Source organism: Halomarina litorea (assembly GCF_024227715.1).
Lineage (GTDB): Archaea > Halobacteriota > Halobacteria > Halobacteriales > Haloarculaceae > Halomarina > Halomarina litorea.
In genome coordinates, this window is record NZ_CP100448.1 from 1,496,612 (window position 1) to 1,515,419 (window position 18,808).

19 protein-coding genes are annotated in these 18,808 nt (G+C 68.8%); 12 read left to right on the plus strand and 7 right to left on the minus strand.

From position 1 onward, the window contains the following. Window positions 1–86: 86 nt before the first annotated feature. The 3 genes from NKG96_RS08145 (at window position 87) to NKG96_RS08155 (ending at window position 3,812) form a co-directional block, all read left to right on the plus strand. Window positions 87–1,187 (plus strand): phosphotransferase family protein, encoded by a 1,101-nt coding sequence (locus NKG96_RS08145; protein ID WP_254538037.1) that lies wholly within the window; start codon window positions 87–89, stop codon window positions 1,185–1,187. A 74-nt stretch (window positions 1,188–1,261) separates the two neighbouring features. Then, window positions 1,262–1,996, plus strand: coding sequence for a hypothetical protein (locus NKG96_RS08150; protein ID WP_254538038.1), 735 nt, complete (start codon window positions 1,262–1,264; stop codon window positions 1,994–1,996). A 160-nt stretch (window positions 1,997–2,156) separates the two neighbouring features. After that, window positions 2,157–3,812: a rhomboid family intramembrane serine protease gene (locus NKG96_RS08155; RefSeq protein ID WP_254538039.1), complete on the plus strand. Its 1,656-nt coding sequence runs from the start codon at window positions 2,157–2,159 to the stop codon at window positions 3,810–3,812. Between the two features lie 278 nt (window positions 3,813–4,090). Here the strand turns inward: NKG96_RS08155 and NKG96_RS08160 are convergent, their stop codons facing one another. Further along, complete coding sequence (locus NKG96_RS08160) at window positions 4,091–4,702, minus strand: METTL5 family protein (protein ID WP_254538129.1); 612 nt, start codon at window positions 4,700–4,702, stop codon at window positions 4,091–4,093. 213 nt (window positions 4,703–4,915) lie between these two features. Between NKG96_RS08160 and NKG96_RS08165 the strand changes: the two genes are divergently transcribed. Continuing rightward, on the plus strand, window positions 4,916–5,083 hold the full coding sequence (locus NKG96_RS08165) for a hypothetical protein (RefSeq protein ID WP_254538040.1): 168 nt from the start codon (window positions 4,916–4,918) through the stop codon (window positions 5,081–5,083). On the opposite strand, the gene NKG96_RS08170 is transcribed toward NKG96_RS08165, so the two are convergent. Together NKG96_RS08170 and NKG96_RS08175 are read right to left on the minus strand one after the other, a co-directional pair. Next, the gene (locus NKG96_RS08170; protein ID WP_254538041.1) at window positions 5,084–6,202 is read right to left on the minus strand and encodes a cell division protein FtsA; all 1,119 of its coding nucleotides are present in this window, start codon (window positions 6,200–6,202) and stop codon (window positions 5,084–5,086) included. A 130-nt stretch (window positions 6,203–6,332) separates the two neighbouring features. Beyond that, a complete protein-coding gene (locus NKG96_RS08175) occupies window positions 6,333–7,223 on the minus strand; it encodes a cell division protein CdpA domain-containing protein (protein WP_254538042.1) in 891 nt (296 codons plus the stop codon). Between the two features lie 291 nt (window positions 7,224–7,514). On the opposite strand from NKG96_RS08175, the gene NKG96_RS08180 reads away from it, so the two are divergent. After that, on the plus strand, window positions 7,515–8,504 hold the full coding sequence (locus NKG96_RS08180; protein ID WP_254538043.1) for an alpha/beta hydrolase: 990 nt from the start codon (window positions 7,515–7,517) through the stop codon (window positions 8,502–8,504). Window positions 8,505–8,545: 41 nt separating this feature from the next. After that, the gene (locus tag NKG96_RS08185; RefSeq protein WP_254538044.1) at window positions 8,546–9,550 is read left to right on the plus strand and encodes a hypothetical protein; all 1,005 of its coding nucleotides are present in this window, start codon (window positions 8,546–8,548) and stop codon (window positions 9,548–9,550) included. Window positions 9,551–9,557: 7 nt separating this feature from the next. Here the strand turns inward: NKG96_RS08185 and dph2 are convergent, their stop codons facing one another. Both dph2 and NKG96_RS08195 read right to left on the minus strand, forming a co-directional pair. Further along, window positions 9,558–10,613, minus strand: coding sequence for a diphthamide biosynthesis enzyme Dph2 (dph2, locus tag NKG96_RS08190; RefSeq protein WP_254538045.1), 1,056 nt, complete (start codon window positions 10,611–10,613; stop codon window positions 9,558–9,560). 52 nt (window positions 10,614–10,665) lie between these two features. Continuing rightward, on the minus strand, window positions 10,666–10,977 hold the full coding sequence (locus tag NKG96_RS08195) for a DUF7130 family rubredoxin-like protein (RefSeq protein WP_254538046.1): 312 nt from the start codon (window positions 10,975–10,977) through the stop codon (window positions 10,666–10,668). 129 nt (window positions 10,978–11,106) lie between these two features. Here NKG96_RS08195 and NKG96_RS08200 point away from each other — a divergent pair, with 129 nt between their 5' ends. Beyond that, window positions 11,107–11,511, plus strand: a complete 405-nt coding sequence (locus NKG96_RS08200) for a YlbF/YmcA family competence regulator (protein ID WP_254538047.1) — start codon at window positions 11,107–11,109, stop codon at window positions 11,509–11,511. Window positions 11,512–11,897: 386 nt separating this feature from the next. On the opposite strand, the gene NKG96_RS08205 is transcribed toward NKG96_RS08200, so the two are convergent. Both NKG96_RS08205 and NKG96_RS08210 read right to left on the minus strand, forming a co-directional pair. Continuing rightward, the gene (locus NKG96_RS08205; RefSeq protein ID WP_254538048.1) at window positions 11,898–12,659 is read right to left on the minus strand and encodes a phosphorylase family protein; all 762 of its coding nucleotides are present in this window, start codon (window positions 12,657–12,659) and stop codon (window positions 11,898–11,900) included. A gap of 204 nt (window positions 12,660–12,863) precedes the next feature. Next, window positions 12,864–13,289: an EamA family transporter gene (locus NKG96_RS08210; protein ID WP_368409298.1), complete on the minus strand. Its 426-nt coding sequence runs from the start codon at window positions 13,287–13,289 to the stop codon at window positions 12,864–12,866. Between the two features lie 191 nt (window positions 13,290–13,480). On the opposite strand from NKG96_RS08210, the gene NKG96_RS08215 reads away from it, so the two are divergent. The 5 genes from NKG96_RS08215 to NKG96_RS08235 all read left to right on the plus strand — a co-directional run bounded on the left by NKG96_RS08215 (window position 13,481) and on the right by NKG96_RS08235 (window position 18,805). Next, entirely contained in the window at window positions 13,481–14,092 is a 612-nt protein-coding gene (locus NKG96_RS08215) for a universal stress protein (protein WP_254538050.1), read from the plus strand. Window positions 14,093–14,204: 112 nt separating this feature from the next. Beyond that, a complete protein-coding gene (locus tag NKG96_RS08220) occupies window positions 14,205–15,041 on the plus strand; it encodes an MBL fold metallo-hydrolase (RefSeq protein WP_254538051.1) in 837 nt (278 codons plus the stop codon). 59 nt (window positions 15,042–15,100) lie between these two features. Further along, window positions 15,101–16,741: a hypothetical protein gene (locus NKG96_RS08225; protein WP_254538052.1), complete on the plus strand. Its 1,641-nt coding sequence runs from the start codon at window positions 15,101–15,103 to the stop codon at window positions 16,739–16,741. 57 nt (window positions 16,742–16,798) lie between these two features. Then, complete coding sequence (locus NKG96_RS08230) at window positions 16,799–17,671, plus strand: phosphoribosyltransferase HisG-related protein (protein ID WP_254538053.1); 873 nt, start codon at window positions 16,799–16,801, stop codon at window positions 17,669–17,671. 126 nt (window positions 17,672–17,797) lie between these two features. Then, entirely contained in the window at window positions 17,798–18,805 is a 1,008-nt protein-coding gene (locus NKG96_RS08235; RefSeq protein WP_368409299.1) for an alcohol dehydrogenase, read from the plus strand. The last annotated feature ends 3 nt before the right edge of the window (window positions 18,806–18,808 follow it).

Below are 18,808 nucleotides of genomic sequence, written 5' to 3' on the forward strand. Positions count from 1 at the left end.
CAGATACGCCGTTCGTCAGAACCGCGATGGACGCAACTTATTCGTCACGTGGTTCCCAGAGTGTGAACAATGGAAGGTGATTCACGGTGAGCGAGGACGGCACCGAGGGCGAGCGGGGGACCGAGTACTTCGAGCGACTCGTCGACGTGGACCGACTGGCGGAGTATCTGGAGGCAGAACTCGGCCCCGTCGAGGAGTACGAGGTGCGACGCCACCAGGAGGGCCACTCCAACGAGACGCTGTTCGTCACGTGGGGCGACCGCGAACTCGTCATCCGACGCCCGCCGCCGGGCGAGACGGCCGAGAGCGCGCACGACGTGCTCCGCGAACACCACGTCATGGACTCCTTGCAGGGGACCGAGGTACCCCTCCCGGAGACCATCCTCGCGTGCGACGACGACGCGGTGATGGGCAGCGACTTCTACGTGATGGCCCGCGTCGAGGGCGACGTGCTCCGGACGGGCGAACCCGAGCGGTTCCAGAACGACGACGCGCGCCGGCGCATCGGCGAGGAACTGGTCGATACGCTGGCCGAGATCCACTTGGTGGACTACGAGGCCGTCGGGCTGGAGGACTTCGGCTACCCGCCGGGGTTCACCGAGCGACAGGTCGAGCGCTGGTCCGAGCAGCTGACGTGGGCGTTCGACGTGACCACGGAGGAACGCGAGGTGCCCGAACTGTACGACGTGATGGAGTGGCTCTCGGAGAACGTCCCCGAGGACGCCCCCTCGACGCTCGTCCACGGCGACTACAAACTGGACAACGTGATGTACGGGCCGGACGACGACCCCGAGATCGTCGCCGTGATGGACTGGGAGATGAGCACGCTCGGCGACCCCTTCACGGACCTCGGGTGGATGCTGTCGTACTGGTGGGACGCGAAGGATCCCGACCCCCCGCAGGCGACGGACACCCTCACGAAGGACTTCATGACTCACGAGGCCTACCCCACCCGCGAGGAACTCGTCGCGCGCTACGAGGACGCGACCGGGTTCACCTACGACCGGGAGGCGGACCGCTTCTACCGGACGCTCGCCGTCTACAAACTGGCGGGCCTCGGCGAGATGTTCTTCCGGCGGTACCTGGAGGGCAACTCCGACGACCCGATGTACCCGAAGATGCGCGAGGGCGTCCCGCAACTAGCGGCCCGCGCACGGCGTATCATCGACGGCGAGGAACCGCTCTGAGGAGGGCGACGAGACCGACCGCCCGAACCGACCTCCGGGGAAACGTACTCGTACACGTACACCGACAGGTCCGTATGGTCCCTCCACCGACCCGCCGGACGCTCCTCGGACTCGGGGCGGCCGCGCTCTCCTCACTCGCCGGCTGCTCGACTCGCTCCGTCGACCAGCGACCGGACGACCGCCCCACGTCACGCTCGGAACCGACCTCGTCCCCGCCAACTCTGTCCCCGGCGTTGCCGGTCGAACCGTCGGACTTCGAGTGGACCGCCACCCTCGCGCGGGACGCGACCGAGGGACACCCGGCCGGCGTCGAACTCCGCCTGCGGAACGTCGGGGGCACCGAGACGCAACTGCTGTTCGGCGCGACGCCGCCGTTCACCGTGCCGCGCTCGGACCCGTCGGCGTCGGGTGCCCGACTCCTGTTGTTCCACCCGGAGATGGGGCCGGCCACCGCGCCCGAAGACCGAATCGACGGCTGTTGGCGGTTCCCGCCGGACGCCCCCGCGGCGGCGGTGAACGCGATCGCTACCGTCGTCCCCCTGAAGCCCGGCGCGTCCGTGAGCGAGACGTACGAACTGTACACCCCCGCAGGAACCGAGGGCTGTCTTCCCGACGGGTCGTACCGGTTCAGCGACTCGGTCCCCGTCGGCCCCGACGAGGCGGTCACGATGGAACTTCCTTTCCAGGTGACGTGTTCGGAGGGGGCGGTCGCGTCCGTGGCGGCGGGAGCGCCGTCGGTCCCATCGCCCACCGTCCGAGACGGTACTCCTGCCGAGAGGACAGGTTCATCGTCCGAGGCGACGTACTGAGCGCCGGCACCGGGACGACGTGTCGGCGAGACCGTCACTCCCGTCGCGTGACGGCGTCGAGCGAATCGGCACCGTCCGCTTTTCGGTAGCTTCGACCGACCAGCACGAGCGCCCCGTCGCGGTGCAAACCCTCAAATAGCGAGCGACGCCGACACCTCACATGGTCACGGCCCCGGGGTGGCTCCCCGCCCAGCAACTCCTACTGGTCGCCGTCGCCCTCCTCTCGTTCGGGGTGGCGCTCCGACTCGCGGGGGTGGGCGAGAGCGTCGGCCCTCGACTCCGCTCGCGGTTCGTCCTCGGCGTCCCGTGGGGGACGTTCTCGATTACGCTGTTCGTCCTCTGGGTGTACCTGGTCGTCCAGGGCGGGTGGCACCACCCCTACTCACCGACCGTCCTCCCGTATCGCGCGTGGTCGTACTTCTATCCGCTGGGGATGCTCGTCTCGCCGTTCGCCCACGCCAGCCTCGGCCACCTCGTGGGCAACCTCGTCGGCACGCTCACCTTCGGGACGATGGCCGAGTACGCCTGGAGCCACTACCCCCGAGAGCGCGGGCGGCAGACGTTCACCTCGCTCGGGACGAACCCGTTCGCCCGCATCGCCCTGTTCGTCGCCGGGACGCTCGCGGTCGGCGTCCTCACCGGACTGTTCGTCCTCGGCCCGTCCATCGGCTTCTCGGGCGTCGTCTTCGGCTTCGCCGGCTTCGCCCTCCTTCGCTACCCCATCGGCACCGTCGTCGCCCTCACGGCGGGGCAGGTGCTCTCGTTGCTGTACAGCGCGCTCCGCACCCCGACAGTCGAGGCGGGCGGACAGCCGGCGTTCGTCACGCCCTGGTGGTCGAACATCGCCATCCAGGGCCACGCGCTCGGCCTGTTCATCGGCGCGGTCCTCGCCGTCCTCCTCGTGCGGCGGCGCGACGCCCGCCCCTCCGCGCTTCGACTCTGGCTGGCGACGCTGCTGTTCGCCGCCTCGCAGGGGCTCTGGGCGGTGTACGTCCCGCTCTCGGGCGGGCAGTTCCGGCTCTACCGTGCGGTGGGAACGGCGCTCGTGTTCGTCCTCGCGGCCCTGTTCGTCTCGGCGGTCAGGAGCCCCGACCGGACGCTCCTGTCGAGAATCGACCTCTCGTACCGCGAGGCGACGTTCGGCCTCGTGGTGGGCGTGACGCTGGCGCTGGCACTCGTCGCCGTCCCGTTCAACCTCTTCGCGGTGGCGAACCCAGACGCGGGGGTCACCGAACAGAACAGCGTCGAGGTGCACGACTACACCGTCTTCTACGCCCACGACGTGCCCAACCAGTACGTCTCCGCGGTGGACGTCGACGCCCTCGGCGCGAGTTCGAGCGTCAACGCCAGCGGCGTCATCGTCGCCAGCGCGGACCGGGAGGTGTGGTGGGAGGTGGTCCCGACGAGTCGCCTCGCGTACGACGGGCGGAGCTACGTCCGTGTGGGCGGCCTCGGCTGGCGGGACACCGTCGTCGCGAACTTCTCGGGGTGGACGCCCGCCGGCAACCGGACGGCGTACGTCGTCTCCCTTGAACACGACGACACCCGCCGCCTCGCGTTCGCCTCGAAGCCGAGCACCGCCGACCCGACCATTGAGGGGCGCAACGTCACGTTCGTCCCCGGTCGGGAGTTCACGCTGGTCGTCTCGCGGGCCGACGAGACCGTCGGCAAGGCGGCACTCCCGGGCGTCAATCGCACCACCAGCGCCGGCGGCCTGACCTTCTCGCGCGAGGACCACGCGCGCGGCGACCGCATCTACGTGAGCACCGCGAACGGGACGCGCGTGCGCATCGCGACGGAACCGAGCAGACCCTGAGCCACCGGCAGAACACGGAACGGTGTCAGCCCCACGAGAGTGCCGCGGGGGCGCACCGAGTGGGAGTCGGGGCGGGTCCGACCTCGCCCACGCGAGGGGGTCCGCATGGGGGACCGACCGCGGGGAGGCCACTCGCCCCGAGAGGTGTCGGCGGCCCACTGAGCGCGCCACAGACGCGCTCAGCGGCCGGTTCGACACCACCCGGAAGTACCCGAGACCGATATTGAACGTTGCGGGTCCGGACGAAAACCGTTGATATGACAAGGCCTCTCGCCGGCTCACTCCCAGACGACGCGGAACACCTCGACGTCGAGCGTGTGGCGCTCGCTCGTGTGGAACGCGAACTGCCGGTCCAGGTCGAACTCCGCGCCGAACGCGTGCGTGACCGTCCCGCCCGCGTCGTCGGCGAACGCCTCGACGAACCCGCGACTACCCGCGTTGTGTACCGAGTAGGTGACCCGCGCGAGGCGACGGGCCGCGTCCAGAAACGCTCGGTCGGCGTGTTCCCGGCCGTGCTGGGCGCCGAACGGGGGGTTCATCAGGACCGTCGCCTCGCGCGGGCAGAGCGGGGGTCGCGTCGCGTCGCCGAGGACCCACGAGACGCCCGGCGCGTCCACCCGGTCCGCGTTCGCCACGGCGATGGCGAGCGCCGAGGGGTCGCGGTCGACGCCGACCACCTCGGTCGCCCCGAGGAGGCGCGCACCGAGTGCGAGCATTCCGGTGCCCGTCCCGAGGTCGACGACCGGTCGGTCGAAGTCGCCCTGCAGAGCGGCGAGGTGGACGAGGTGCGCCGCCAGCGGTGCGGGCGTCGGGTACTGCTCCCACTCGACGCGCGGGTCGTCGAACCCGGCGACCGATTCGAGGCGGCGTTCGAGGGAGCGACGGTTCATCTGCCGTGGGTTCGGCGGGCGGGCGGTCAAACGTTGCGGGTCGACGGCGTCGTCGGTCCGCGGACCCTCCGCCTCCTCGACGCCGCCTTCCGCGACGAACCCGCCACCGTCCGGGAACTGCACGCCGACGGGCGACCCACGGGCGCATCGGTTGTGACACTCGGTGGAACGGACCGGGGGTTAGATTCATCCCGCGCGACCCGAACACGAGGTATGGACTGTCCACGCTGTGACGCGCCGCTCGAAGCGTACGTCCTGTTCGGGCGGGAGGCCGTCGCCTGCGAGACCTGTGGCTACCTCGGCGTCACCGTCGAACACCGGAGCGAACCGCGAGAAATCGAGAGTTGGCAGGCGGCAATCGACCGCTTCCGGTCGGAGTAGTCAGTCCTCGGTCGCCGCGGCTTCCTCCTCTTTCTTGTCGCTGCCGGCGTCGGAGGACTTCGACTTGCCCTTCGACTTGGACCCAGATTTGGACCCGGACTTCGAAGAGGAGACGGGTGCGCTCTTCTTGGGAGCGTCGCGGTCCTCCTCGCTGCGGGCGGCGACGAGCGACCCGCGGGCGACGCTGTAGAGGGTCTCGTCGGCGCTCCGGACGTCGCTGATGGAGAACGGGAGGTTCGCGTCCTTCAGGTGGTCCTCGAAGAGCTTCTCGAAGCCGCTCGGGCTCGCCGTGCCGCCGGTGACGACGACGGGCACGTCGAGACCCTCCTCGACGTCCTCGTCGTCGACCTCTCGCGCGATGTGCTGGATGACGTAGTCGAGCAGGTTCTCGTAGTAGATGGCCAGCGCACCCTCGACGCCGCCGACGTCGGTGCGGAAGTCGAGTTCGAAGTCGTCCTCCTTGATGGAGGTGACCTTGTCGACGGGCTTGCCGGTGGCCTGTGCGGCCTGCTCGTCGATCCAGTCGCCGCCGCGGGCGATGGAGAACGTCATGACGGGCACGGCGTAGTAGGCGAGACAGACGTTCGTCATGCCCGCGCCGAAGCTGATGCCGAGGCCGGTGAAGTTGTTGTCCGCGAGTTCGCTGTAGATGACCGCCATCCCCTCGTTGATGGGTTCGGGGTTGTAGCCCATGTCCGCGAGGAACGACTCGCAGGTCTTCTGGTGGTACAGCGTCGAGAGGTCCGAGTCGATGGGATCCGCGGGCGTCGAGAAGTGGATGGTCTCGCCGGGGTAGTCCGGTTCGCCGACGACCTGTTCGATGATGAGCTTGATCATCGGGATGGCGCTCTTCTCGTCCGAGGAGAGGATGCCGCGCTGCATCGGGCGGCGCGTCTCCTGCTTGAAGATGTTCGCAAAGTTGAGCGCGTCGTCGCCGACCACGTAGACGGTGTCGTCCTTGCGGATGTGGAGGACGTCCGACCGCGAGAGCATCTGCTCTGCCATGTCGGAGTACTCGATTTCGACGAAACTGTTTCGCTGCTGGACGAACACGGTGTCGCCCTCGTCTTGCCGACCCGATACCAGGTTCATCGTGCCGACGTCTAGGCCTTTCGCCATACCTCTGAATTCGAGGAAATCGTTATAAACGTTCTCTCTAATCGTATTGTTTTAATTGCGTATCTGAATCCGGTAAATTCGGGTGCAGCGGGGTTGTGAGCGCGATATCGGGGAGGGGTAGTCGGTGGTGTCAGCCGAGACTGAGCCACGATCGGAGGCGGGCGACGAACCCGTCGGGTCGCTCCGCCTCGGCCTGGGCTTGCTGGTCGCGGAGGGCGGCGAGCGCCTCGGCCTGGTCGTCCGTGCCCGCGCCGCGTTCGCTCCGGTCGGCGTCCCCGCGCATCCCCTGCAGGCCGGCGACGGCGGCGTCGACGCTCCCACCCGACGAGCGGACGGATTTCGCCTCCACGCCGTCGAACCCGGAGGTGTCGAGTCCAGCGTCAGCCGACGCCCGCTCGCTGCTGAACGTGATACGCCGCGTCTCGTCCTTCGCGACGCCACCCCACGTGAGTTCGGTGCCCGACATCGCCTCGTCGATGTCCCGGCGGACCTGTTCGTCCGTCACCTCGGGGCCGGCGCTCGCCGCCTCGCCACTCTCGGTCGGGGCGACGCGTTCGACGTGGTAGCTCACGAGCGCCGCCGCCGTCACCGCCACGACAGTGACGAGACCGACGGCGTAGACGGCGACGCCCTGCATGCTGTAGTCCACCCCGCTGGTCGTGTCCCACTGGTAGGGGTACGCCCAGACGAAGAAGCCGACGGCGGCGAGGGTGATAGCCCCGCCCGCGAACGCGCCCACCCGAGCACGCCGTTCGACCGGGAGGAGCACCGTCACGCCCGCCAGCAGCGCCGGGAGGCCGAGCGCGCCGATGGCGAACGCTATCTCGCGGAGCCAGTAGAGTTTCCCCTCGCCGGAGGCGGCCTGCTCGGCGACGAACAGGACGAGCCCCGCGACGCCGAGGGCCAGCCCCCCGAAGAAGAGCGCGAACCCGAGGTAGACGTCGATGCGTCGCTCCGGTTCGCCGATGTACTGTCGATACCACCCCACGAGCGTTTCCTCCACGTCGCCGAAGTCGCTCATTGCACACCATTACTAGTTGGAGTATATGATTGTTGGCCCTACGAGGATAGCTCCTCCCGCTCGTGACTGGGCTGACGGGTCAGGACGATCACGGATACAGCGGGCCGTCCGACGGCCCGGTGCGCGCCCGTTGGAGCGTCGGTCGCCGTGGTCGACGCACCCCCCGGTCACGGAGCTACACGCGGGAGACACCCCTCGGGCGCTTCGACCTGTCGCGGGCGTGCTTTCGGTCCACCGAACAGCCACGCTCACCGAGGAAACCCTTACGGTCCCGACAGTTGCACCCTCCCCATGGCCGACGACCCGCATCCACAGGCGCAGGCGCTCCTCGACACCATCGACCAGTCGCCGATGCCGCCGACGTACTCGCTCTCGACGGCGAACGCGCGCGCCGTCGCCGAGGAGTTCTTCGCACCGACCGATCCCGAACCCGTCGACGAGGTCACGGAGTTCTCGATTCCCGGTCCTGCAGGCGACGTCCCCCTGACCGTCTACCACCCCGAGGGCGACGGCCCACACCCCGCGCTCGTCTACCTCCACGGCGGCGGGTGGACCCTCGGTAGCCGCGACACGCACGACGGCGTCTGTCGGGCCCTCTCGAACCGCGCGGACTGCGTCGTCGTCAGCGTCGAGTACCGCCTCGCGCCCGAACACCCCTTCCCCGCCGGACTGGAGGACTGCTACGCCGCCGTGCGGTGGGTCTGTGCCCACGGCGACCGCTTCGGCGTCGACACCGACCGCGTCGCCGTCGGCGGCGACAGCGCGGGCGGGAACCTCACCGCCGCCATCACGCTGATGGCGCGCGACGACCGGGAGGCCGCCCGCCTCTCGGAGCGTCGGGACGGCCCGCGGGACGCCCCCGAATCGGCCCCCGACATCGCCCATCAGGTACTCATCTACCCCGCAGTGGCCTCTCCGATGATTCAGCGCTTCGACTCCTACGAGGAGAACGGCGAGGGCTACCTGTTGGAGTGGGAGAGCATGGTCAACTACTACGGGAACTACCTGCCCAACCCGGCCCAGCGCAGAAACGAGTACGCCGCGCCACTCCTCGCGCGTGACCTCTCGGGCCTGCCGCCCGCGACGGTCATCACGGCCGGGTTCGACCCCCTCCGCGACGAGGGGCGGGCGTACGCCGACCGACTCGAAGAAGCGGGTGTGACGGTGTCGCGCCACCACTACGAGGGGATGATCCACGCCTTCGTCAACTTCGCCGAGGCGATGGACGCGGCGGGCGAGGCGTTCGACGCCATCGGGGACGACCTGAAGAAGTCCTTCTGATTCACGAGAAAGTATTTACCGACGTGTCGGCGAGTGGATGTATGCGACGCAGACAGGTCCTCGCGCTCGCGGCGGTCGGAATCGGTGGCTGTCTCTCCGATTCCGACCCCGACGGCTCCGGGAACGGCACGACCGACGAACCGACCGACGCACCCACGACCACCCCCTCCACGGACGACACCGAGACGGCGACCACGACCGAGAAACCGGACCCGCCGGATCTCCGGGCCTACCCCGGTGACTGTCCTACGTACGATGCCACCACCGTCGTCTGTTCGGACGCGGCACCCGACGACGTACCCCTGCGGATGACGCCCTCGGCGTCGTCGGCGGAACTCCCCGGCGACCTCTCGTTCACCCTCTCGAACGACACCGACGCCGAGTTCCAGACCAACCACTACGCCGCCCGCCTGCACAAACGGGTCGACGGCGAGTGGTTCCACGTCGCGCCGCGAGCGTGGCCGCAACCCCTCACCCCGATTTCCGCTGGCGGGTCGTACACGTGGACGGTCGAGTTCGCCGGGGGTGAGGGAGAGCGCCCGGACGCGGGGGAGACCGACCGCACCGTCGGCGGACTGGGCGGCGGGCGCTACGCCTTCGGCAACGACGGCTGGTTCGCAGGCGGCTCTCACGAGTCCAAGACCGCCGCCGTCGCCATCTTCGACCTGCAGGGGCCGCCGGCCGAACTCACGACGACCGACCGCCTCTCGAAGGTCTCCGTCGAGGGCGGGACGGTCACCGGGCGCTGGAACGTGAGCCACCTCGAAGCGGGCGACCGGGTGGCGACGTTCACGCTGGAACGAACCGACGAGAGCGCGGAGGGACGTCTCATCACCGAACAGGTACGACAGGAGGGACTGCATCCGCGCCCCCTTCGGGACGCCCTCGCCCTCGCCGTCGAACACGACGCGGCGACGGTGCGACTGACCGGGGAGACCGGGTCGAGTCCCCCGTTCGGGGTCGGGGAACCGCGGGTGTTCGAGTACGAGGGATCGAACTACCGAATCAGCGCGGAGGTGACGGAAGGGACGCCCGAGTCGGGATAGCGGACGCTTACCAGGTGCCGTGGAAGGTGTCGAACGACAGCGAGTCGAGGGGCTTCTCCCCGATGGCTATCTCGTACTCGCCGGGAGTGAGCATCGGCTGTTTGAACTGCGGGCCGTCGTCGGTGGTGATGCGCGGACAGCCGGTGTTGACGTAGGCGTCGAACCCGAAGTTCGTCAGGCGGTCGGGCGTCACCTCGTCCATCGTCAGCAGGTAGGCGTTCTCGTTGTTCTCGACGATGTCGTTTGCGACCTCCCAGCGGCCCTGTCCGATCTTCGTACAGAAGACGACGCCCCACGTCTCGGCGTCCATCGCGCGGTGGACGGCACCGTAGCGCTGTTTGAGGAACTTCTCCGTGTCTGCGACGGTGACCACGTTGTTGACGGGGTCGGCGATGACGACGTTCTTGTCGGGATGTTCCATCGCGAGGCCCAGGGGGTGGAACTTCCCGCCGCCGACGTACAGCACCTGATCGGCGTCGATGTCCGCGCTCGCGTAGTTACACCCGAGGACCTGCCCCTCGTGGGTGAGTCGGTCGTCGCCCCGGCGGGTGTGGACCGTGAAGCCCCGTGCTTCCAGCCACGTCCGCATCTCCTCGAACTTGTTCATGTGCTGGGCCGTCGTCACGAGGCCCACATCGGGGTCCTCCGCGGGGTCGGAGAGTTCCGCCAGCGACTCCTCCATGATGGGCGTCACCTCGACGTTGGAGAACAGCGGGACGTAGATGATCTTCTCCGACTCCTTCATCGGCGAGTGGCCGAAGTGGACGAACACGTCGGTCCGGCGCATCATGTACGTGTCGAGGTCGCAGGCGCCGTAGCAGGGTTGCCCGGAGATGAGCACGCGCACGTCGTCCGGGAGGAGGTCGCGCAGGTCGTCGGCGACGTGCGGCGCGCGCCGTTTCAGCCCCTCGGGAAACTGCAGGCCGACCTTCTTCGCGCCCCGCTCCTCGACTGCCTCGACGATGCGGTCGAGTTCGTAGTCCCACGTCCGCTCGTGTTTGAGGGACATCCCCGTGTTCCGGAGGTCGCCCTCGGTGTACTCGGACTGCGGTTCCTGACTCATTACCGACGTCAATGGCTGGGTGCGGTTAACCTCCGCGATTGGTCGTCGGAGCTCAGTCCTCCAGCCAGGCGTACAGGTCCTCCTTCGGCGCGCCGCAGTTGGGACACTCCTCCGGATACCCTCCCTCCAGGTCGCCCATCTCGCCGCACTCCGCACAGCGCCACATCAGGTAGCCCTCGCCGAACTCCTGGCCGGGGTCCACCTCGAAGTCGATGTGGTCGACGGACTCGTCGGTGCGGACCTGGAACCCCTCCTCGGAGAACCCGCGGATGACGCCGAGTGCGGTCCCGTCCTCGTCGTACACGGTCTGGCCGGGCTTGACGACTCGTCCCTCGGTGGTCCGGTCGCTCGTCTGGTCGCTCATGTTCCCCTCGACCCACGTTCGCCGAGACGATGAATCCACCGCGTGTGCCGGCGGTCCGGGACACCTTTCGCCCCCGGCCCCGACTCGCACATTCGGCAAGCCTAAACCGTCGGGGTCCCAAGCCGGACCATGAGCATCGAATCGCCGGCTGACGACGCTGTCGAGCACCCCGCCGCCCGTGCGACCGAACTCGCCTCCGACCTCGGCGACGCCATCACCGAACTCCCCGCCTACCGGGAGTTCGCAGAGGCCAAAGAGGCGGTCGAGGCCAGCGAGGACGCCCAGGAGCGTATCCGCGAGTTCGAGCAACTCCGCGAGGAGTTCATGCTCGCCCGCCAGACCGGCAACGCGACCAACGAGGACCTCCGCGAACTGCAGGCCGCACAGGAGGAACTCCACGACGTGCCTGTGATGGCCGACTTCCTCGAGGCCCGCTCGGACCTCGAACTCCAGTTGCAGGAACTCAACGAGATGATTTCGGCACCCCTCTCCGTCGACTTCGGCGAGAAGGCCGGCGGGTGCTGTCAGGACTAAATCCCCCACCGTTTTCTTCGTCGGATGTCATCGCGGTGCCCCCGGCATCGCTGCGGGCACCGTTCTCCACGGACGACCCGTAAGTCGCCCGTGGGAAGCGAGACGCCTCCGCTGTCTCACAACGAGACGAGAAGGCCGGGTTCTGGAACTCGCCGTCCGGGGTACGAGAACTCCGAGAACTGCGCTCGCCGCACTCACGCGGACGCTCCGCGAGGACTGTTCGCGTCGCCGATAGCCCGAATCGACCGGTCGGACGGAGAGCGCGGGTCTACCGCGGGGAGACACGACCGCTCGACGTTCTACGCGCTTCTGCGCGCTGACACGGAACGCAGATTCAGGGTCGGCCGGACGCCGTTCGGACCTCCGACCCCTCCGGTCCGGCGGAGCTACGTGTCAGACAGGTGGTTCTCCAAGCCGACCACGACCGGGTCGAACATCTCTGTCACGCCCCGATTCTGGTGGGTTTCCGGCTGCCACTCCTCGGGCGTGAGAACACCTCCCTGCTCGTGGACGGAGGCGGTGTCGACACCGCGGTACTGACACACCGCCCAGATGGCCGCGGATTCCATGTCCAACGTGATGACCCCGTCGTCGCCGTACGCCCTAATCTCGGGGACCGTCTCGCGGTAGAAGGCGCCCGTCGTCCACGTCGTCCCCCGCGGTGTGTCGAAGCCCGCCTCCGAGAGAGCACCGTCCAGGTTGTCGACGAGCGACGCCGTCGGTGTCACCGACACCTCGTCGGGGACGTAGTGGTAGGAGACTCCCTCGTCTCTGATGGCATCGGTCGGGAGGATGGCCGCTTCGGGCGGGGTGTCCGTCTGCAGTCCTGCTGCACCACCCAACAGGACGACGGCCTCGGCGCCCGCCGCGATGACGTTCTCGGTGACCATCGCCGATATCGGGGCGCCGGTTCCCCACTCGTGGACGGGAACGTACCCGACCGTCTCCGTCACCGGGTACAGGGACTGTGAACGGACGATCTGGACCGGCGAGTCGGCCCGCGGTTCGACGAACTCCGTGAGTTTCGGCTGGTAGCCGAGGACCACCGCCGGAGGAACGTCGGGCAGTCCCCCACCCCCCATTTCGATCACCTCCTTCGGCGAGAACAGTGCTTCCGCGCCGTATTTGTCCCCGTAGTTAGGAATCACGACCTGCGTTCGTTTCACTCCGGCAAAACCCTTCTCCGACCCCGTGATGCGGGGTGAGGGAGACCACCGCCACGATGGATTCACCCCCTCCATCCGGCAGAACGGAAGCCGATATGCGCGCTACCTGGAAGGATTCGCGGTACCGGGCTCGTGGCACGCGCCGAACGATACGCACGGACCGTAAATATCCCGACCGGTATCGGACTATCGGGCGACGAGGAGCACCCCGACGGCGGCGAGCACGAGACCGACACCCTTCCCCACGGTGAACTCGTCGCCGAGGACGGCCATCCCGATGAGCGCCGCGACGACGAAGTACATCGCACCGACCGTCGAAACGGTCGTGGTCGTCCCCACGGAGAGGCCGATGTACGTCGAGATGAGGCCGATCGCCACGAAGACGCCGGCGACGGCCGCGAGCACTCCGCCCCGCGGGGTGACGGCGAGCGACGCATCGGAGGTGACGACGTAGGCTACGGCGAGGGTCGTCGCGACGACGTACGAGATCGCAGCGGCAGTCCTCGGGTCAATCGATTCGGATGCGGCGTTCCCGACGACCAGCCAGATTCCCCACGCAACCATCGTGACTCCGCCGAAGAAGACACCCGCGCCCGCTTCTGAGAGGTCGATCACTGTAGAACACGTTCGTGGGCACGACGTGAGTAGTTATGCCTGCTGGATGCGGCTACGACGGAGCGGTCGTGTACGGTCGCATCGAGAGTCGCCCAGGTACCGGACCAGGCCCCCCTCACGGAGAACGTGACGGCTCAGTCGCCGTCCGACATCTCCTACGAGACCCGCATCGAGTCGCTCTCGGGGGAGTGGGCGTCGACATCGAGGCCGACGAGGTCGTGAGCCACGATACGAAACACGCGGTCGTCAACTTCGCGACGAACCGGGGGGTCGACGCCATCGTCGCGGAACACGAACCCCTCTGGCTCCGGTCCCGTCTGCTCGGCGACCCCATCGACTGGGTGGTTCGTCACGCCACGTGCGACGTGCTCCTCGTGGACAACCTCGGGTACGACCGGCCCGAACGCGTCGCGCTCTCCGGAGACGGCGGCCCCTACCCGCCACTGGCAGTCAACGTCGCCGAGGCCATCGCCGTCGCGAACGGGAGCGACCTCTCGCTTCGGTATCCCGCCGGCCGAGCGAGCACCGATCAGTACGAGCGCACGATCGGCGACTACCAGACCGAACTCTCGGCGCTCCGCTCGGTTCCAGTCTCCGTAGAACCCATCAGAGCCGACGGCGGGCGGTCGTCGGACCCCGACGTCGTCGTCCGTCGCGGCAGCGACGAGGGGCTTCGAGGCGTCCTGTTCGACGACCGGCCGGTCCTCCCGACGCCGGGGTGCACGACGGTCACCGTGTACTCGCACGCGTCGCGTCGACCGCGGTTCTCGCGTCGACTGTTCGAACGGCTGACGTTCTGACCGTCTCGCGACACCTCGGACGGGGTCGTGCGGCCGCGGGTCGGACCGCGAGCGACCCCCCGTCGCGACCAGAAGGTGGACGTTTTTGGTGCGCTCGCCCGGACCCACGCCCATGGAACAGGTCCACTCCGACTGGGGCGACTGGCTCCCGCGCGCCGTCGAAGAGAGCGACCCCGACGGCCTGCGCGTCTGGTATCTCGGCTGTAACGGCTTCGTCGTGAAGGCGAGCGACGGGACTGTGGTGTACATCGACCCGTACCTCGGGACGGGCGACCCGCCGCGGACCGTCCGGATGGTCCCGGTTCCGTTCGACTCGGCGGACGTCCGGGAGGCCGACGCCGTCCTCGCCACCCACGAACACACCGACCACGTCCACGGGCCGAGTCAGGCACCCATCCTCGCCAACACGGACGCGACGTTCTACGCGCCCGACGCGTCCATCGACGCGGTGGAAGAGGAGGGTTGGCGTGACGAGTGGGACCTCGACGCCGAGCGCTTCTCGCAGGTGGAGGAGGGTGACACCCTCGAACTCGGCGAACTGACGGTCCACGTCGAACCGGCCCACGACCCGGACGCCGAGCACCCCGTCTCCTACGTCTTCGAGCACGCGGGTCGGACGTTCTTCCACGGTGGCGACGCCCGCCCGAGCGAGGACTTCGCGGCCGTGGGCGAGCGATACGACGTCGACCTCGGGGCCCTCGCGTTCGGGAGCGTCGGGATGCTCCCCGACAAGGAGACGCGCGAACCGAAGCGCACGCAGTGGTACTCCGACGAGAACATGGTCGTCGAGGCGGCCGCACAGCTAGAACTCGACCGCCTGCTCCCCACCCACTGGGACATGTGGAAGGGCCTGACCGCGGACCCGACCGCCCTGTTCCACCACGCGCGGAGCTTCGAGCACCCCCGCTCGCTCGAACTGCTCGAAATCGGCGACAGCGCGGCCGTCTGAGCCGGCGGCTACGATAGTCACGAATACTTTTATTACTGGCTAGGAGTAGATTCAATCAGATGAGTACCGCTGATACGGATGCCGTCACCGTCGCGGCCGACGGCATCTCCGTGGAGAAATCGTTCGAACCGGACGAGTTCCCCGTCCCGGCCATCGCCTTCGTCGTCGAGTCGGAGCGAGACACGCCCGCCACCTTCCGGCTGGTCGACGACCTGCCCGAGGGGGTCGGTCCGGAGGACGTCGGCTTCCACCCCGACTACGGCGAAGAGTACTGGACCGTCGAGGGGACGCGAATCGTCTTCGAGCGCGAGTTCGACCCCGGCGAGTCGTTCACCACGGTGTACGGCCTTCGAGACGGCGAGTTCGGCTCCGGCGACCAGTTCCTCGGCGCGCCCGACGTCGAGACGAACCGCACCGCGAACGACCCGGTCGGGACGAACAACAGCCAGGTGGTCCGGGACGTCATCGCCGGGACCGCCGACACCGTCCCCGGCCTCGAGGACGAGACGGACGAGGAGGAGATCGTCCCCCTCGACCTGAACGACCCCGGCGCCGTCGGCGCCCCGGCCGGCGGGAACGAGGCGGCGGACGCGGAGCGAGCAGTCGCCCCCGCAGAACCGGAGGCGGACGATGCAGACGAGGCCGTCGTCGACGACCCCACCACCGACGTCGAGACGCCTTCGCCCGAGGACGACACCGACGTCGAGTCCGCCGGCTCCGACGACGCGGTCCCGAGCGCGGGGGTGGGGGCGGCCGACCGACCTCCCGCGTTCGAGTCCGGGGTCGCCGCGGCCCTCGTCGACGAACTCCGCACCGGGACGGTCGACGACGAGGTCGCCGCCGAACTCAGAGAACACCTCGGCGTCGCCGAGGAACGCGCCGCGGGTGGAGACGGCGGCGCGGCGGCCAACAGCGTCGAGACGCGACTCAAACACGTCCAGAGCGGACTGAGCGACATGCGCGCGTACGTCGACGCGCTGGAGGCGTTCATCGACGAGGAGGGCGAGGCCCAACAGGTCCTCGGCGACCTCCGCACGTCGGTCGAGGCGCTGGACGGCCGCGTGGACGGCGTCGGGGAGCGCGTCACCGCCGTGGACGACCGCGTCTCTGCCATCGACGAGCGCGCCGAGGGCGTGAGCGAGCGACTCGGGGCCGTCGAGGACGAGACCGACGACCGCTTCGGGGCCGTCGAGTCCCGACTGGACTCGCTCGACGACCGGACGGACGACGTCGCGGCCACGGCCGACGACGTAGAGGACGGCCTCGTCGGGGTCGAGTCCCGCGTCGACGGCCTCCGGACCGACCTACTCGCCGCCGAGACCCAACTGGAGGACCTGCGCGAGGAGGCCGCCGTCGCCGACGACGTGGAGGCGGTCGTCGCTCGTCTGGACGACGTCGAGGCGGAGGTCGACCGCGTCCAGTCGCTCACCGACCGACTCGACACGTTGGAGGACGACCTCGACCGGATGGAGACTCTCGCGGGTCGCCTCGACGACCTGGAGGAGGACCTCGACCGGGTCGAGTCCCTCTCGGAGCGCGTCGACGCGGTCGAATCCGACTTCGGGGACCGGGTCGACGCCATCGAGACCGACCTCGCCGAGTTCGAGGGCTTCCGCGAGCGGATGGCGAGCGTCTTCGCGGCGGCGGGCGGCGGACCGGCGGCCGACGACGACTCCGACGACGGGTCGGACGACGAGTAACACGCCGCGCGGGGAGCAATCGGACGCGTTTTACCGCCGGAGGTGGAGTTCCCGACAATGGCAACCATCAGCGTCGCCGTCCCCCGCAAGGGTCGCCCGCTCGAAGCAGTGCTCGAACGGGTGGCCGCGCATACGGAGACGGCCGGACTCGCTGACGAGGTCATCTCGACGCTACGCTACGAGAAGGCGGTGACGAAGGACGACCAGACCGCGGACCGTCCGGTCTACGAGCGACTGGCCGACTACAGCGACGGCAACGCCGAGTTCTCCCTGTTGCGAGACGCCCGCGAGGGGTTCCCCCGGCGCATCGTCTTCGACTCTGCGACGTTCCCGCTGGGCGACCACGACCTGCAACTGGTGGGCCGCGAGGAACCGTTCCGGGCGCTCCGGAAACACGAGTTCGCGCTCGGGTTCGACAGCGCCGACCTCGTCCTGGAGGAAGTCGTCCGTCTCGACCCGGATCCCCTCGCGGACATCGCGGACATCAACGACCGCATCGACCCGCGCGACACGGACGTGCGCGTCGTCACGGGCCTCGGAGACACGGTGTACCACACGCTCCTCGCCACGCCGGAGGTCGCGAGCGGTGACCTCGACCGCTCGTTCGTCGCCGACTACGAGGGTCCCCTGTGTATCTCCCCGCGCTACGAACGCCTCGTGGAGGCGGTCCTCGGCACCGATGCCCTCGAAGACGTCACGTTCTGTTACCCCGGCGGGGGCGAGGAGGAGGAGGCCGCCATCTCCGAGGCCGGCCTCGGCGTCTACGTGACCGTGACGGGGTCGACCGCCCGCGACCACGGCCTCGTCGTCGGCGACGGCCTGTTCCCCAGCGAGACGGTCCTGCTGGAGAACCACCGTGAGACGACGCCGGTCCACGAGGAGGTCGAGGCGCTGTTCGACCCCGTTGAGACGGAACTGGCGGCGCTGTAGCGCGTCGGAGCGCACCGGAGCGCGCCGTACCAACTGGCGGTAGCCCCCACGTCCTGCCGATTCTCCCGACGTTATCCGCGCGCCGCGGCTAGCGGGTGGTACATGTCCGACTCCAGCGACAGCACGATGCGAGCGGTACAGGTCCCCGAACCCGGCGGCGACTTCGAGGCCGTCGACCGCGAGATACCCGACCCGGAACCGAACGAGGTGCGAGTCGCCGTGGACGCCTGCGGGGTCTGTCACAGCGACGCCTTCGTCAAGGAGGGGGCGTTCCCCGGTATCGACTACCCCCGGACGCCCGGCCACGAGGTGGCGGGGCGCGTCGACGCCGTCGGCGAGGACGTCGAGGGGTGGGAGGCGGGTCAGCGCGTCGGCGTCGGCTGGCACGGCGGGCACTGCTTCACCTGTGACGCCTGTCGCCGCGGCGACTTCATCAACTGCGAGGACGCCCTCGTGACGGGCATCGCCTTCGACGGCGGCTACGCCGAGTACCTGACCGCCCCTGCGGAGGCACTCGCCGCCATGCCCGAGGACCTCGCACCGGTCGACGCCGCACCCCTGCTCTGTGCGGGGGTCACGACGTTCAACGCGCTTCGTAACACGGACGCCGGTCCCGGTGACCTCGTCGCCGTGCAGGGTATCGGCGGCCTCGGCCACCTCGGGGTGCAGTACGCCAGTCGTGCGGGCTTCGAGACGGTCGCGCTCTCGCGGGGCACCGAGAAGCGGGACCTCGCGCTGGACCTCGGCGCGGACCACTACGTCGACACCGAGAGCGAGGACCCCGCGGAGGCGCTCACCGAGTTGGGCGGCGCGTCCGTCGTCCTCGCCACTGCCCCGAGCGCGGACGCCATCGAGTCCGTCGTCGGCGGACTGGGTGACAACGGCGAACTCGTCGCCGTCGGCGTCCCCGGCGAACCGGTGTCGGTGGACGTCCAGCAACTCGTGATGGGCAAGCGCTCGGTATCCGGGTGGGCCTCGGGGACCGCGAAGGACTCACAGGACACGCTGGAGTTCAGCGACCTGCGCGACGTGACGCCGATGGTAGAGGAGTTCGCGCTGGAGGAGGCCGACGAGGCGTATCAGGCGATGATGGACAACGAGGCGCGCTTCCGGTCGGTCGTCGTTCCCGAGTAGGCC